Consider the following 16,225-nt stretch of genomic DNA (forward strand, 5'->3'; position numbering starts at 1 on the left):
AACATCTGGGTTTAAGATATACTGGTAAACACTTTAAAATTTAAATGATTTATTCCATGGACATATATAGAAATTATCACCTTGGGCAGTGGCAAAAGACGGCTGCTCATTCACTGGGCACGATCATCCGACTGCTTTTGCTACTGGTTGTAATTGCTTTTTGGGCAGGCTGTAAAACACCAGCCTCGGTTGAAAGCAGTATAACACAAAGGCCACAGGTGATACCAGCTCAGTATAAATCTGCATTAGCGGTTCAGATACATGGCTCAGCAATTGAACTCTCTGATAGTCTAAAAGGTTATGACAGCGCAAATCTGGGAAGTACTACCTGGGACAGCTTTTTTCAGGATACTAGCCTAAAAACGCTGATTCGTCAGGGACTGCGTTATAACTATGACTTGCAAAGAGCCATTAATCGATTGGATATAGCAAGGGTTAATTTAAGGCAGGCGAAGCTACTACAGCTTCCTACACTCGGCATTTCAGCAGATGCCAATTCAACCCGTTTTTCTGATAATGGACTGACCGGACAAAGTATGGCAGGAGCCGGCTCTGTACATCACTATCAGGATTATACCCTGCAAGGACAACTATCCTGGGAAGCGGATATTTGGGGTAAAATTAGAAACCAGCAAAAATATGCGCTGCAGGACTACCTTAGAACCGCTGAGGCGGCTAAAGCTGTCCGCACTAGGCTGATCGCTGAAATTGCCACCGGTTATTACAACCTGCTCATCCTGGAAAAGCAATACCAGGTTGCCACTTCCAGTCTTATACTGGCCGACAGCACCCTGGAGCTTACCCGGCTACTTAAAACAGCGGGCAAGACCAACCAGCTCTCCGTGCAGCAAACAGCGGCGCAACGCGAAACAGTAGCGCTTTTACTACCAGATCTGGAAGACCAGATCTCGGCTCAGCAAAATGCGCTACTGGCCTTAACGGGGCAAATGCCCGGCACCATCGGCGATCACGGTGCACTGGATCAGGTAGCCTTACCCAGTGAAATCAGAACCGGCGCTCCGGCGGATCTGTTAAATAACCGGCCTGACGTCAGAAGTGCAGAAACGGCCCTTAAAATGGCTATCAGTAAAATTGGCGTAGCAAAGGCTAGTCTTTATCCTACGCTCAGGATCACCGCAGCGGGCGGTGTAGAATCCTTAAAGGCCAGCAACTGGTTTAACCTGCCGGCTTCTTTATTTGGGATGGTTGCCGGAAGTGTATTACAACCGGTATTCCAACAAGGAGCCTTAAGAAGGGATTATAAAGTGGCGGAGCTGGAAAAAGTGGACGCTGTACTGGCCTTCAGAACTTCTGTATTAAATGCTGTAGGTGAAGTAAGCGATGCGTTGACACATTACCAGAAATTAAATATTCAGGCGGTAATGGCCAGCCGTCAGGTAGACACGTTACAACAAGGTGCTGAGAACGCTTCCTTGTTGTATAAAAGCGGCCTGGCCAATTATCTGGAGGTCATCAGTGCTCAAAACAATGCCTTACAGGCGCAGCTCAACCTGGCTTCTATTCATGGCCGGGAGTTGATTGCTGCAGTAGATATTTATAGAAGTCTGGGAGGTGGTAGAGGACAGTAATATGTTCTGTCAGCATAATTATAATTACAATTATAATTATGCTTCTATCATCCGGCTTTTAAAGCCAATACCGCCCATCGCGCACTTTTACCTCACTATTCAGGCCGTCTTTGATGCTGTGCTTTCCATATGCTAATGCATGGTTGGACTTAGTCGAACCTGGGATTAACAAAGGCGACAAAGGCTTAATTGGACATTATTAAAACGGTTTTTTTAGCATGGTTTAGTATATATAAAAAGGTGCCGCCAGGGCTGCAGAATAATGTTTATTGCAATGATTACAGCAAGCGGCACCTTTCCTTCTGAAGTGGGAGGTTTTCTCAAGGACTCCCCTCTTATTTTTTAAAATTTAAAACATTAAAAATTATTCGCAATGGAAAAATTATTTACCCCATTTGATAAAAATGGGCTCAAACTCAAAAATCATATTGTAATGGCGCCTATGACCCGCTCTCGAGCCTTGGACAATATCCCTAATCAGCTGATGGCTACTTATTACGGGCAGCGTTCAGAAGCCGGGCTTATTATCACGGAGGCCACCGCCATTAACCCTGATGCGCTCGGCTATACCAGAATTCCGGGTATTTTTAACCAGCAACAGATTGCCGGCTGGAAATTATCAACGGACGCCGTACATGCCAGTGGTTCAAAGATCTTTTTACAACTGGTGCATTCTGGTAGAATCGGCCATGTGGACAACCTACCGGTAGGTGCAAAACTGGTAGGCGTGTCTGATATCAGGGCCAGTGGACAGATTTATACGGATACCCGGCAAATGCAGGATTTTTCTCAGCCAAAGGCACTTTCCACTGCTGAAGTAGAAACGGTCATTGAAGATTGTGTAACCGCTGCCCGTAATGCGATTCAGGCAGGTTTTGACGGGGTTGAACTCCATAGTGCCAATGGATATTTGATGGAGCAGTTCTTAAACCCGCATATCAACAACCGTACAGACCGCTTCGGTGGCAGTATAGAAAACAGGGCTCGTTTCTTACTAACGGTAGCGGCTAAAATTAGTGCAGCCATTGGTAGAAGTAATGTGGGTGTACGTTTCTCCCCCTACTCTACCTTTAATGACCTGCCAGCCTATGAACCTCAGCAGGTACACGAAACCTATCAATATCTGGCAGACAAATTAAATGAGATTGGCATCTGTTATATTCATCTGGCCCTGAACCCAGATGCGGATAAAGCAACTTACGAAGCGGTCAGAGAAAAGTTTACCGGTAATTTGCTTTATTGTAACGGGCTGGATATGCAAAGTGCAGAAAAAATTCTGGAGGGTGGCAGTGCGGATTTAGTCGGTTTTGGCAGACACTTTATCGCCAATCCGGATCTGGTCACCAGGTTACAGCAAAAGGCGGCATTACAGCAGCCGGATTTTACCACCTTTTATGCGGCTGGTGAACAAGGTTATATTGACTATTCCTTTTTGAGCTAAGTATTAATGATATGGCCCGGGCGTGCGTCTAAGTTACCGGGATTTACTTTTGTCTTGGTTTTTATTTTCGCTTTTATTTTTTGCTTTTGTTTTTTGTTTTGTTTTTAAAAGGAAAGTAATCCCGGATAGACCAATAAGAGTGCTTCGGGTTATAAATACAGCTTAGAAAGTTTATACATATATCGGGATTTTATATGCAATCCCTAATAATTGGCGCCCAATCAAATGCTACTATGCAGCGATTTGATTGGGCGCTTTCGCTTTGCTTATTTTTTAAACAAGGCTTAAGGGTAATAAGAAAGGTGTACTGGAAAAATAAAAGATTTATTTTTCCAGTACACCTTTAAACACCTCTGCGTTAGCAATGCCTTAGCTTATATCACCCCGAAGGGGATTTAGTTTAGTTGCGGGAAAACTCGTAATACACATATGCCGTTTGCCCGTCTACTTCAACGGGTGACACCAGGGTAAAGCCTTGCTGAGATACATCTGTAATATCCAACAAATAGCCTTGTGTTACTTTTTTTGCTTTCTGACCGTCGATGATCTTTAACTGAAACTTCTTCTGTCCACTCTGGTCAGTTCTGACGGACCAAACAATATTACGTTTACCTGCATAACAATCACCATTGTCCTGAATGGTGTAGGTACCATAACCGTTATGTGGCAAAACCCATTGGCTGCCTGTAAAGCAATTGGGGGTTACATCATCAAAAACAGTCGTTTCCAGTTTGACTTTAGTGAGTATAGTAGCGGAGGTATTGCCGGCGTCATTAAATGTTTCTTTATGCGTTGATGAGGCTGTATTCACCCCTTCCACGCGCACATCTGTAACGGTATAACTTCCGTTCAGGTTTACTTTATCGATTGTATGAGAGGTGGTTGAACAAGAAACAAAAAACAGTACGGCAAAGGACATTAGTAAGATTCCAAAATGTTTTTTCATGCTTTTAGTTTTAATATGTAATTTATTAATAAAGGTTTTATAATCAATAGATTGTTTAAAGCCGCCGGCGTTTAATCCATGAGATAAACATTTTTTATAATGCAATTGAAGTGCCAAAATCAATTGCTGACAGCTATGGATGGTGCCTACCAACTGGCCCTGGCCGATGGGCTTATGGACATGTCTGCAAATTCTCCTGCCAGATACTTATAATAACCGGTCATGGCGATCATGCCTGCATTATCTACACAATACTGAAAATCAGGACGGTAAGTCGAAATATTTAATTGTTCTCCTAACTGATCCAGCGCTGCCCTAAGGCCTTTATTGGCACTGACTCCGCCTGCAATACAAACATGCTTAATGCCGGTTTGCTGGATGGCTTTTTTTAATTTTTTTATTAATACCTCAATAATAGTGTGCTGAATGGAGGCTGCCAGGTCCTGGAGGTTCTTTTGTACAAAATCAGGATCTTGCTGAATTTGTTTTTGCAGAAAATAAAGCACCGAGGTCTTTACGCCGCTAAAACTAAAATTAAGATCCGGCACTTGCGGTTTAGCAAAAGTAAAAGCCAGTGGATTACCCTGGGCGGCATATTTATCTATAAGAGGCCCTCCGGGATATGGCAGTCCCAGGATCTTGGCTGTTTTATCAAAGGCTTCTCCAGCAGCATCATCGATGGTCTCCCCTAAAACTTCCATCTGCAATGGACTAGTGGCTTTGACAATCTGGGTATGCCCCCACTTACTGTCAGGCACAAAAAAGGAAAATCCGGTCTTGGGTCACCTATGAGATTTGCCAGTACATGCGCCTGCATATGATGCACACTGATGAGCGGCTTGTTTAGGGCAAGCGCTGTTGACTTGGCAAACTGGGTTCCCACTAAAAGGCTGCCAATTAATCCAGGTGCCTGGGTAAAGGCAACGGCGTCAACCTGCTCCAAAGCAATACCTGATTCCTTGATGGCAGTATCAACGACCGGAACAATATTTTGTATATGAGCCCTGCTGGCCAGTTCAGGCACAACACCACCGTATTTTTCATGCACTTTCTGTGTGGCGATAATATTGGACAGAATCTGCCCATCCCGGCAGATGGAAGCACTGGTTTCATCGCAGGAACTTTCAATTCCAAGTATGGTTATGGACGTAGACATATGATTAATAAACTCCTTAGAAGAGCAAAATTAGCTCAAAGAAGCTCCATTTACCAAAATAATTACAACTGTCTATAGAATTTGCGGAGGATTTAATTGCTCCGGATGGCGACTACCGGATTTAACCGGGCAGCAATGGTGGCCGGAATAATCCCGGACAGCACACCTAAAATAATACAAATGGAAAAGGCCAACACGATAATGCTTCCCGCTATCACAATCGGGAACGGCAAAATCGCACTTAAGGCCAGGGATAATAACCAGACCATAAACAGCCCTAAAAGCCCCCCGATAATGCACAAAAAGGCACTTTCAATGAGAAACTCCGTTAGTATTGTCCGGCTTTTGGCACCGATGGCCTTTTTAAGGCCAATCTGGGAACGTCTTTCCCTGACGGTTACAAACATAATATTGGCAATACCGAATCCACCGACTAAGAGGGAAAGACCGGCAATGACCCAACCCCCAATATTAAGAGAGGCGAATACTTTATCAATTTGTTCTCTAAATAGGTTGATGTCATTTAGGGCAAAATTATCTTCCTGTTTTGGGCTGAGTCTTCTGACCTGGCGCATAAGTCCTCTGAGTTCATCAATCAGCGCTGAATTTGGTACCCCTTCCTTGCCTTTTACAAAAATCTGGGGACTGAGATTTTCCGCATTATAGATGCTGGCAAAATAATTATAAGGCACCAGAATGCTTTCATCAAACTGAAAGATATTAATCATCTGGCCTTGTTTTTTAATCACCCCGATCACATTGACCTTTTTGCCATCTACACTAATCTTTTTACCAATTGCTAAATCAGGGCGTTTAAATAACTGGGTGGCCACTTCCTGTCCGATGACAGCCACAGCAACCCCTCTTTTAAATTCACTGGGGTTTATGTAACGGCCATATTCAATTTCTACGGTCTGTACTAAATTAAATTCTTCAGAGGTACCATAGACGTTCCCGCTATAAGTATTGTCTTTATAGGTGAGGTTGCTGCTTGTATTATTCAGATAATACATATGTTCAGCATAGCCTGTGTTCTTTTTAAGGAATTCAAACTCACTGTATTTGACTTCCGGTCGGTTGATGAATTTCCACCAGGGGTAATCGCTGGTATTGAGAAATTCCCATTTGCCGACCTGAACAGTATTGGATCCAAGTTCATTCATATCCGACTGGACCTTCTGTTTAAGGCTATTAACTAATGCCAAAACGCCGATTATGCAAAATATACCAATGGTGATCCCAAACAGAGATAGAAAGGTTCTCAGCTTGTTCACTTTTAGCTCCTGAAGGGCCATCAGAAAGCTATTCCATAAGATTCTTAATAATTTTCGCATAATTTTCACCCCAAACCTACAGCAAAAATGCCTGTTCTGTTTAAAATCTGGATTTTTTTGGATGGATGGAGCATAAACAGGTTATTTGGTTTGCTACCAATTTTTTTTCTGATATTTTTTTGGATATAAAAATTATTAGTTTACTTTTGCATCCCGCTGACAAAGTAAAGCAGCAATCGGGGCGTAGCGTAGCCCGGTCATCGCGCCTGGTTTGGGACCAGGAGGTCGCAAGTTCGAATCTTGCCGCCCCGACTAAATGAGAAATCAAAATGGCTTAAAAGCCCGTAAACACTCGGTTTTACGGGCTTTTAAATTTTAAGAAGTCAATAAAACCCAAATAAAATCAATCAATTCGTCCCCTATTCGGTTCCCTGCCCTTGCCCCCTATTTTTGCTTATAATAATTTGAATATCAGAAGATTATTAAATCACATTTCAAATCATTCTGTGTGATTTTGAACTATTCGGGTGACCTTTTAAGATGGGAACCGAATTTAGGAATTTATGCTATTTATTTTAAATTAAAATCAATTATCATGAGCAACGAAAACAAAACATTCAGCGTCATCTTCATTACAAAAAATGACAAAGAAAAAAACAACCTTCTTTCCGTGTATATGAGGATCACAGTGGATGGCAGCCGAAAGGAAATTTCCATGAAGCAATGGGGCACCAAGGACCAATGGAACTTCCAAAAGGGATTGGCAAAAGGAAACAGTAAGACTGCTAATGACTTAAACCTTTTTTTGGAACGGGCCAGGGGAAAAGTATTGAATGATTCAAAGGAACTTCTTCTAAATAACCACAGAATCACTTCAGAAGTCCTGAAACGGAAATTTTTAGGTCTTGATGAGAACTCAAAGACGCTGCTTGAATTGATCGACTACCACAATGAAAATATGCAGCACACCCTAAGTAGGGGAACCTTAAAAAATTACAAATCAACCCGCCGGTATGTCGAAAAATTTATCAGGGAGCATAAAAGGTCTGCACCCGTCTATCTATCAGAATTAAATTACCAATTCGTAGTAGAATTTGAGAATTTCATCCGATTACATCCACTTAAAGAAAGCGATCCGTTACATAACAACGGATTAATGAAACATATTGAACGACTAAAAAAAATAACCAGCCTAGTCTGAGGTGGACCATTAAAAATGATATTGGGTGGTCCGTACAGGCGTAGATTATCCACCAACCTTTTAAAGCAATGAATCATTAACCACCAAGCATTTTGGGACACAGCCTAAGACAATTGCATTTTTCCGAATAATCGTCAAAAAACGCTTAACGAAACCAGTCAATACACCTCGCCAGTCAATATCCTGGCGCTTACTAGTTCTATAATAAACGTCTTTACCGCCATTTGCCATGATTTTACTGCCAGCCCGGAGAAAAGCATGCACAGTGGCATGGTTTAAGAATGGCAGAATTAAAAGTACTGCAAGGATTGAGCTAATGCTAGCCCCCTGTCGCTTAAGGTAGCCCAGCCCTTTATTTACACATTTTAGATCAAAGAACCTAAGACTATCAAGTAAGTAGTCGACTTTTTTTTGGAATTGCAAAGAACTTTTTTAACTCTTGAATACTTTCTATACACTTTAGAGTGTAGCATGATTATTTTTTGTTTATCGACACTAAATTACTGACATTCAGTTATTTAATCAACCAATCATGCTACTTTTATCGTACTATTATGATATTTTATTTTCCACCTTTTTAGGTGCGAAACTCAAGTTATATAAATTAAAGTTTGACAAATTGACCGTTCCTTTTTGACACAAAACGAACTCGATGAGCTCGAATCCCGAACATTCGATGATGAACACCTAAATATGGTCAAAGATCTTTTTATATTTAGTTGCTATACTGGACTTATTACACCTAGATGATATTTCCCCGTTTTATTGTATTTCTCTACCCTGCCGTGTTGATAATCCCATTCAAAAATTGATCCGTCTAGCATTCTCCACCGCTTTCTTCCACTTGGCTTGTAAAATCTCCCTTTACCAGCATCTGGGTAAGCTTTCAATGTTGACGGTGCAGGATTATAATTCAAGATAAGGCTTCCTTTCCCTTCCTGTTTGACCATTGCTTTGGCCGAACTACATATAATCTTGTCGGATCAAGTTCAATTTCCTGTCTCGAACTTTGGATGGCCAACATCCTTTTCCAAAACCGATAATTAGTAAATGTACAACGTAGCGTACTTATGGGATTTAACGTAACAGATCCATGCTTATATTTGCTAGTACCATCTGCAATTACGTCCTTCACATCGCTTCAGGTAAGTATAGGAGCTGAATTATTTTCGAGCATGCAACCTTGAGTCATTTGCATGAAACGTCCCAATTAGTTTCATCGAATCGTTTTGCACTAAAACTAATGATACCGTATCCATTACAACAAGGTTATCGTAGTCTTTTTTTGAAAGTTTGGAATCACTTTCAAAGCTAATACTATATTTGATACTATCTCCACCTTTTATGTAAAATTGATTTGGCAGCATTTGTAATCCACCATATTTATGTTTTAAAGTCAATAATGGACGCAATTTATATATGATTTTTTTAGAAATAAGTTGAAATGATTCCCTATTAAAAGTATAGAATCATTTCCCTCATTTTTAATTGTACAAAAAAGACCTATTATCGGGTTTTTCCTTCTACTTAAAATAGCTCCTAAATATCCATCTTTTACATATAAATGATCAGAATATTTAATTACTATTGGTTTTATAGGCTGCTGATTATTTGAGCTAGAAGTTAATTGATATGGACGACTAGGATAATATAAACATGAACTTAATAAAACAATTATTGCGATCGTTAAATTCCATTTCATATACTATTAATTTGAATATTTGGATTGATACTGCGTTGCAGGAAATTCGTTTGTATTAGAATTATTATATGGATCTGGAGTAAAAAATTGATCTATAAAGCCTTTAGATAGCTGTCCATACCACCCTTGATTCAAAAGCTGGAAGTAGTGGTAAGATTCGTGGATCCAGGTTTGTACGTCATTGATTTTACCCACTCCTGTAATAATTGATCCATTACCATGAGCAATTGAGTGAGATATCCCTACACTCAATCCTCTTTGCCACAAACCTCCTGTTCTATAAACAGGACCATAAGGATCATCAATTAATTTTATACCCAAATCAGTTTCCATTTTTTTCAGCTGTGTTGAGATTGTTTTATTTGGTCGAATTGTAGGACCTAAAATAGCAATATTGCCGAAAGTCCGAACCCCTCCCCCAATCAACCCTGTTTTTATACCAGATACGACCCCTTCTGCAATATCACGGTGATCAATTTCAGCGCCTACAAAACCAGAAACGGCACCACTAATTCCCCCTTTAACCTCATTATATTAGAAAATGGGTGAAACCATTATATGCTCTTTCCTTTGTATAAATCTTCAATAATTTTCTTAAGTGCATTTTCTACTCGTGATCTACCTTCACCCGTATTTATATCTATTCCACAAAACGTGCTTCCATTGATTTTTGCATGTAGTCCTAAATAATATATTCCGGCGATTTGTAAAGCTAACGAAGCGGGAAGATCTATGTCTGTATTTTTAAAACGATCTTCTGTCTGTTCAAACAACCTTTTACCAACATGCTCGCGTTCATCCGATATTTTACGAATAACATCGCTCTTTTCACTTATATCCCAATGAATAGCCCGTTGAAATTCTTTATTATATAAAATGGCATCGAACTGACCATGTAAAATTGCAAAAATATCGTCTGCATCCAACGGCCTATTATTATTTAGCAGATTGGCAATAAGCTTATTATAAAATGGGTCCCAAAAGTCTTTTTCGCCAAAGTATGTTCTCAATAAATTATCAAATGATCCAAAATAATGATAAATCATTCTCGGGTTAATGCCTGCTTCTCCAGCAATTCTTGTTACATTTAAACCAGTATATCCTTCTTTTGAAAACAGTTTGCCAACTGATAGTAATATTTTCTTTTTCGTTTTTTCCGCGCTCTTAATGGGGCCATCTACAACTTTACGGACTTTCTTTTTTATCTGCTGTTCTGATCTTAGTTTGGCCATAGTACATTGATAAATTTAGCGTAGGCAGTACCTACCAAAATTAGGACTTTGTTCTAACAAAATCTCAAACACTTACTTGATTTTAATGTAGATTTATTATTTTTTTTCGTTTGTTTTATGAAGTCTAACTGTATTGCGCTAATTTCGATAAGTGCCTATACCATAATAACTAACTGAACTTCATAATTTTAGACATTAAACATGCTCGAATGAATCCAAAGTTTTGCAGACTACAACAATGTATCCAGTATCAATTATCTACAGATACCCGTTATGGCCAAATTTAATTTTCCATTGAACCAAAATCAACGGTTAAAGTTTTTTGTTCAAGCAGGGCCCTTTATCAGCTTCCTGGTGGGTGCGAAGCAACTGGTTAAAACAGCTGATCTAAAGGTCTATTTGGATAAAGCGGGACAGCAACAGATTCCACCAGAAGCCGTCGCTGCTTTTTTTGGTACAAAACTCGATACGGCGATCAACGCCAAAGGCGAACTACACAAAACCAATGTCGGTGTTCAGGGTGCAATTGGTCTTTCCTATAATTTTGGACCAGGCAAACTGTTTATCGAAGGTGGCGGCAATTATGGCTTTATCGATATGCAAAAGGGCGCTGAACATGGCAAAAACCGCATTGGTGCTGCTACGGTAGCCTTAGGTTATGCACTTAGCATCTGGGAGCGGTAATCTATTAATTTTCAATCTTTCAGATCTTTTTAATAAAGGTTGTATTAAGGAAGATTAAAATATAAACAGGAATGCCCTTTCGGGAATTTAAGGGCCGTTTCAATTTTTTGCCTTTTAAATGGCCGGAACTTTGCCTATCTGATTAAAATTGTTTTACATTTGAAAATTGGCTCTTGATCATATCAGGAAAACAAATAGGTATTTATATGATAATCAAACGATTAAAACAATGATACATATTTTATAACTTAATATAATTCAAAAATCATTGTCTTAGCATAAATTAATAACCTTGAAAAAATTAATTAAAAGAACCCTTTTTCGCACCTTAGGTCAGGAAAACTACCTGCAATTTTTAAATAAGGGATTTTATTTTGCTTATTCATTAGGCCTGTTGAAAAATGATAAGGCCTACCAATATAATTATTTTGTCAAACATTTAATTAATAAGGGAGATTGTGTATTGGATTTAGGGGCCAATCTGGGCTATTTTTCAAAAATATTTTCAAAAATAGTGGGTTCCGAAGGGGAAGTCATTTGTATAGAGCCGGTCCGGCCATTTTTTCGGGTGTTAAAAAAATGTATTGGCAACAGAAGAAATGTAGTCCTATACAATTATGCATTGGGAACGGAAAATAAAATGATCAAAATGGTGGTTCCTAAAATGGATGGTTATTTAAGAACGGGACTTGCGCATGTCCCAACCAAAGAAGACCTGGAAAACCAAAATCAATATGAATTTAATGTTGAAATGGTCAAAGGCAGCGAACTATTACAAAACCTTCCTCATTTGAATTATATAAAATGCGATATTGAAGGCTATGAACAGTTTGTTTTACCGGACCTTAAAGGTATTATTGAAAAGCAAAAACCCATCATTCAGTTGGAGACATGGGGCGAACATAGAGCTTCCGTCTTACAGCTACTAACGCAGTTGGGGTATATTCCCTTTGGGCTTATTGATAATAAGTTAACCAAAAATATAGATATAGTGCAATATCCGGGCGACTTTTTACTCGTGCATAAAGACAGTGAAGACCAGTTAACAGCTAAATTGAGAACAAACAATCTAATATCAATATAACATAAATCCTTAGATTGTATCTGTATACCACCTCGCCCGTCGAGCTTTAGCGCTAAAGGTATAGACATTTGCAACTTCTAAATTGCACTGAGATCTTTATGTTGCACGTTTATTTGATGGTACTTTCAAATTAGGCCTGAAGTTTGTCCATCTGTCCTGGCTTTTTTTAGGTATTATTTATACTCGACGGTAAAAACTGATCAAAAGGATTCGTATCTGGTTTCCTTTCAAAATATAAATTAGGCAAGATGATCTTATAATCCTTGCCATTTTCCATATCCTGCCAGTACAGAGTAAAATTCACCTCGGCCTTTTTTAATATATAACCCTTGATTTCTTGTTGTTGAACAAACTGGGCAAATTCCCTGGAAAATTGCAACACTCTTATACCTTTAGCGTTCAAACAACCACCCGCCACTACTTTTAGGGGATCACCACTGACTAGTTGTTCTATCTGCCACTGCACTCCCTTAAAGTGGTTCAGGTAGATTTGCTTCATATTCAAGGGGACAAGAATATCTTTGGTTGGCAAGTAATCACGGCTGTCTTCAATCCTTTCCAAATCTGTTACAGATATATCATCCAAATAATCACTATTGAGATGGATACTAAGACTTGTTTTTGCACGGGTCATTCCTACATATAAATCCCGCCTGTCATCATCTGTTCTTATTTGAAGATCCTGGAGTAACAGAAAAACATGATCAAACTCTTTACCTTTCGCTTTATGAATAGTTGATACATAAATGGTCTGACCGCTTGCCGAATAAAAATCTTCGAGTCTGGACTCTTCAAGAAAAACTTTAAAATCGGTTTTATATTTTTTCTTCGGATTAATCTGCTCAAAATCATGGATTAGCTGCTGACATAAATCTAGTTTTGTACTTCTTTGAAATTTAGTTTTTAATCGTCTTTTTGCCTCCTGCCACTGATCCTCATCAATGATTACCGTATCCACATTTAGATTGAGGGCATCCAAAAAGTAGTGCACCTCAGCCATCATTTCAAGTTTAAACCAGCTATTGGTCTGTATGAGTTTTGCCGGCAGGCCGGCCATTAGTAACTGACCTGTGATCTGAAGTGCCTCATCATTGGTCTTAGTAAGCACGCAAGTCGTACCGGCCAGTTCAGTACGCTTAATTTCCTGCACCAGCGCCGTAACCAGGTAAGGACTCATGTAATGAACCAATTTTATTTTCCCTTGCCCATTTCCAGGCCTGGCGGATAAAATTGGTGTCTGCTTCAGGCGATGCTGAATGCTCTCAGCAAACTGATTGGTAAATGCTACTAAACTCGGGACACTTCTGTAGTTCTCGATCAGTTCATATTTTTTTGCCCCCTGTCTCCCTGCGAATTCCTCCATGTAGGCGGCGCTGGCGCCTCTAAAACCATAAATACTTTGATCATCATCACCCACCAGGATGACGCGCATACCTTCATTTTGTTCAATCAAGGCACTAATCAGCTGGTATTCGTTTTCATCCATATCCTGGGCCTCATCAATAACCATAACCGTTTTGGTTATCTGGCTTGCTTCCACTTCGCCGCTTTTTATTTTCTGAGTGGCTAACGCAATGACCTTTTTAGCCTCACTCAAATTCCCCACCTTACCCAGAAGATCAAAACCATACGCATGGAAAGTTTTGATGTCAATATATACAGCAGCGTTTCCTACCAGCGCAACCAGTCTTTTTTTAAGCTCAGTTGCGGCAGCTCTTGAAAAAGTAAGCATTAATAACTGCTCATGTTTCACATCTTCCATAAGCAGCAAGGCGGCCATTTTATGCACCAGAATCCTGGTTTTACCACTTCCTGGTCCAGCCGCCACGACGATATATTTGGTTTTATGATCCTTTATAATATTAAGTTGGGCCGGGGACAACTCACCAAATAGCTGTTTAAATTTTGCCTGGGTGATTTTTCGGTTCAATTCCCCAGCTTTACTACCAGGGAAATATTTACGCAAAAACGAGTCATAATTCAGCTGAAAATAGTCTTCCGTAAACTGAAGTGCCCCTTTATAATCCTCCACCATTTTGGCGGCATATGCACCGACAATATGAATTTGCTGTACCCGGTTCTCATAGAAATTATGCAGGCTTTGGTAATCCTGACTGGTAAATCTCTTTTTATTATCCTTTTCCAGCCTTTCGATGGTAAGCCCATTATAGGTGACCATAAAACCTCCTTCAATCTTAATCGCTTCAATTTTGGAAAGATAAAACAGTGCATCTTCAATATCTGTAACGGAAATATCCCGCTCAAATAGATGACCCGCTGTCTGGTATGCTGATTTTAATTCGTGGATGGAAAACTCAATCAACACCTCCATATTTCCTGCGCCTGCCACAGGCGACTCGGCTTCCAATCGCTTATATAAAAACCCAGTAATGAATTTAGCCAGCTCATGGCGTTTTTCCATTTTCTCCCTTAATACTTCTTTGGGCTGAAGTAATAAGATGGACAGGTTATGCGGGCTGGAGGCCGCAGACTTTCTTTTGACCCAATGCTGTATCACCCAAAAATTAAGCAGGGTCCTGATTTTAGCTGGACTGACCTCTGAGCAGCCAAACTGCTCAGCTGCGCCATTCAACTCCTTGATATGAAAATGCTCAACCACGTCGGTTGAAGATAATAAAGAGAGTAGAAATTGTTCTATTTTACCATAAGTCTCCAGTATTGCCAAGGACCGGTTTTGACGATCTGCCCTTTTAATAAAGGCTGTCAAATCCCTGTTGTCGGCCAGAATCTTTTCCTCTCTGAGTAAATGCACAATATGAATGACCACTTCTTTGGCGATACCTAAATCATCGCTGATATAATCTATTCTTGATTCCGCGACCTCCTCCCCTGTCTGTTGCCGGCTCCTGCTGGAAAACAGCTTTTTAATAATTCTTGTGGCATCTTCTTTTTGCTTCGGATCAAATCTAGTGGACTTTTCGATGGTGTCAATGGCCTGCTGTGCGGTTCTGGTTTGAATGCTACTGGCAAAGATTCTGGGCATATTTTGTCCTCTTGTTAAAAACCCTGCATTTTCCAGACTGGCAATGGCAGTGCTTACCCGGCTCTCAATATCTCTGACATTTTCTTCCCAACCGGCTTTTCTAGCTATTTCAAGTGCAGAATTGGATACAGTGGATCTAAAACGGGTCAGATCCTTAATGGCTTTCCAGACCTGCTGAATTTCCTTTATGGTGAGTTTTGTCTGATTCAGCAATAGTAAGTGCTGACTTAAGTCTTCCTCATTATATAACACATAGCAATTGGCATTTAAGCCTTCATCGCGTCCGGCCCTTCCGGCTTCCTGCACATAGTTCTCCAGGGAATCCGAGATCTCATAATGAATCACCAATCCAACGTCCTTTTTATCGACGCCCATCCCAAAGGCCGAAGTGGCCACCATTACATCCACCGCTCCTTCCAAAAATGCATTTTGATTCTCTGTTTTTTCCTGGACCTGCATTTTGCCATGATAGGCTTTAGCATGAATGCCATCTTCTAAGAGCATTGCTGCCAGGTCATTTGCCTTCCTGGTTCTGGATACGTAGACAATGGTGGGACAATTTGCATCCATCACCAACGCCCGCAGTTTCTGGTAACGCTGCACATCCGTTTGTACTGGAATAACCTCATAATGGAGATTTGGCCTGGATGCACTTGCCGTATAGACCTCCATGTCTATGCCTAACTGGATTTTAAAATAGTCCTTGATATCTTCAATTACATTTCTTTTGGCTGTGGCCGAAAAGCAGGAAACAGGAATCTGGTCTTCCAATCCCTTTTTCTGTTGCAAATGTTTGATAAAGGGGCCTATATAGGTATAGTCAATCCTAAAATCCTGGCCCCAGGCAGAAAAACAGTGTGCCTCATCTATTACAAACCGAATGATCTTTCGATTAAGTAGCAGGCGCTCCAT

General features: G+C 40.2%; 13 protein-coding genes, 1 tRNA gene and 1 pseudogene. 6 read left to right on the forward strand and 9 right to left on the reverse strand.

What is annotated here, in order from left to right; translation table 11 throughout:
- The first annotated feature begins 56 nt into the window (after nucleotides 1-56).
- On the forward strand, nucleotides 57-1,589 hold the full coding sequence (locus FSB73_RS04300; protein ID WP_158639409.1) for an efflux transporter outer membrane subunit: 1,533 nt from the start codon (nucleotides 57-59) through the stop codon (nucleotides 1,587-1,589).
- Nucleotides 1,590-1,962: 373 nt separating this feature from the next.
- The gene (locus tag FSB73_RS04305) at nucleotides 1,963-3,030 is read left to right on the forward strand and encodes an alkene reductase (protein WP_146780273.1); all 1,068 of its coding nucleotides are present in this window, start codon (nucleotides 1,963-1,965) and stop codon (nucleotides 3,028-3,030) included.
- 400 nt (nucleotides 3,031-3,430) lie between these two features.
- On the opposite strand, the gene FSB73_RS04310 is transcribed toward FSB73_RS04305, so the two are convergent.
- From FSB73_RS04310 to FSB73_RS04320, 3 genes and pseudogenes are all read right to left on the reverse strand, one after another.
- Nucleotides 3,431-3,976, reverse strand: coding sequence for a lipocalin family protein (locus tag FSB73_RS04310; protein WP_146780274.1), 546 nt, complete (start codon nucleotides 3,974-3,976; stop codon nucleotides 3,431-3,433).
- 146 nt (nucleotides 3,977-4,122) lie between these two features.
- Nucleotides 4,123-5,132 (reverse strand): annotated as a pseudogene (gene tsaD, locus FSB73_RS27415) (tRNA (adenosine(37)-N6)-threonylcarbamoyltransferase complex transferase subunit TsaD).
- 92 nt (nucleotides 5,133-5,224) lie between these two features.
- Nucleotides 5,225-6,466 carry an ABC transporter permease gene (locus FSB73_RS04320; protein ID WP_146780275.1) on the reverse strand — a complete coding sequence of 414 codons (1,242 nt, stop codon included), beginning with the start codon at nucleotides 6,464-6,466 and terminating at the stop codon, nucleotides 5,225-5,227.
- A gap of 177 nt (nucleotides 6,467-6,643) precedes the next feature.
- Between FSB73_RS04320 and FSB73_RS04325 the strand changes: the two genes are divergently transcribed.
- Together FSB73_RS04325 and FSB73_RS04330 are read left to right on the forward strand one after the other, a co-directional pair.
- Nucleotides 6,644-6,718 (forward strand) — tRNA-Pro (locus tag FSB73_RS04325).
- Nucleotides 6,719-7,001: 283 nt separating this feature from the next.
- The gene (locus FSB73_RS04330; protein WP_146780276.1) at nucleotides 7,002-7,607 is read left to right on the forward strand and encodes a phage integrase SAM-like domain and Arm DNA-binding domain-containing protein; all 606 of its coding nucleotides are present in this window, start codon (nucleotides 7,002-7,004) and stop codon (nucleotides 7,605-7,607) included.
- A 60-nt stretch (nucleotides 7,608-7,667) separates the two neighbouring features.
- On the opposite strand, the gene FSB73_RS04335 is transcribed toward FSB73_RS04330, so the two are convergent.
- The 5 genes from FSB73_RS04335 to FSB73_RS04355 all read right to left on the reverse strand — a co-directional run bounded on the left by FSB73_RS04335 (nucleotide 7,668) and on the right by FSB73_RS04355 (nucleotide 10,541).
- Nucleotides 7,668-8,030, reverse strand: a complete 363-nt coding sequence (locus tag FSB73_RS04335; protein ID WP_146780277.1) for a hypothetical protein — start codon at nucleotides 8,028-8,030, stop codon at nucleotides 7,668-7,670.
- A gap of 299 nt (nucleotides 8,031-8,329) precedes the next feature.
- On the reverse strand, nucleotides 8,330-8,557 hold the full coding sequence (locus tag FSB73_RS27420) for a colicin E3/pyocin S6 family cytotoxin (protein ID WP_146780278.1): 228 nt from the start codon (nucleotides 8,555-8,557) through the stop codon (nucleotides 8,330-8,332).
- Between the two features lie 213 nt (nucleotides 8,558-8,770).
- The gene (locus FSB73_RS04345) at nucleotides 8,771-9,019 is read right to left on the reverse strand and encodes a hypothetical protein (RefSeq protein WP_146780279.1); all 249 of its coding nucleotides are present in this window, start codon (nucleotides 9,017-9,019) and stop codon (nucleotides 8,771-8,773) included.
- Between the two features lie 296 nt (nucleotides 9,020-9,315).
- A complete protein-coding gene (locus tag FSB73_RS04350; protein ID WP_146780280.1) occupies nucleotides 9,316-9,735 on the reverse strand; it encodes a hypothetical protein in 420 nt (139 codons plus the stop codon).
- A 128-nt stretch (nucleotides 9,736-9,863) separates the two neighbouring features.
- Entirely contained in the window at nucleotides 9,864-10,541 is a 678-nt protein-coding gene (locus FSB73_RS04355; protein WP_146780281.1) for a TetR/AcrR family transcriptional regulator, read from the reverse strand.
- Between the two features lie 213 nt (nucleotides 10,542-10,754).
- On the opposite strand from FSB73_RS04355, the gene FSB73_RS04360 reads away from it, so the two are divergent.
- Nucleotides 10,755-11,225: an outer membrane beta-barrel protein gene (locus tag FSB73_RS04360; protein ID WP_225974771.1), complete on the forward strand. Its 471-nt coding sequence runs from the start codon at nucleotides 10,755-10,757 to the stop codon at nucleotides 11,223-11,225.
- A 292-nt stretch (nucleotides 11,226-11,517) separates the two neighbouring features.
- On the forward strand, nucleotides 11,518-12,309 hold the full coding sequence (locus FSB73_RS04365) for an FkbM family methyltransferase (RefSeq protein WP_158639410.1): 792 nt from the start codon (nucleotides 11,518-11,520) through the stop codon (nucleotides 12,307-12,309).
- A 166-nt stretch (nucleotides 12,310-12,475) separates the two neighbouring features.
- Here the strand turns inward: FSB73_RS04365 and FSB73_RS04370 are convergent, their stop codons facing one another.
- The gene (locus FSB73_RS04370; RefSeq protein WP_225974475.1) at nucleotides 12,476-16,225 is read right to left on the reverse strand and encodes a UvrD-helicase domain-containing protein; all 3,750 of its coding nucleotides are present in this window, start codon (nucleotides 16,223-16,225) and stop codon (nucleotides 12,476-12,478) included.

The sequence above is a fragment of the Arachidicoccus ginsenosidivorans genome, from assembly GCF_007971385.1.
Lineage (GTDB): Bacteria > Bacteroidota > Bacteroidia > Chitinophagales > Chitinophagaceae > Arachidicoccus > Arachidicoccus ginsenosidivorans.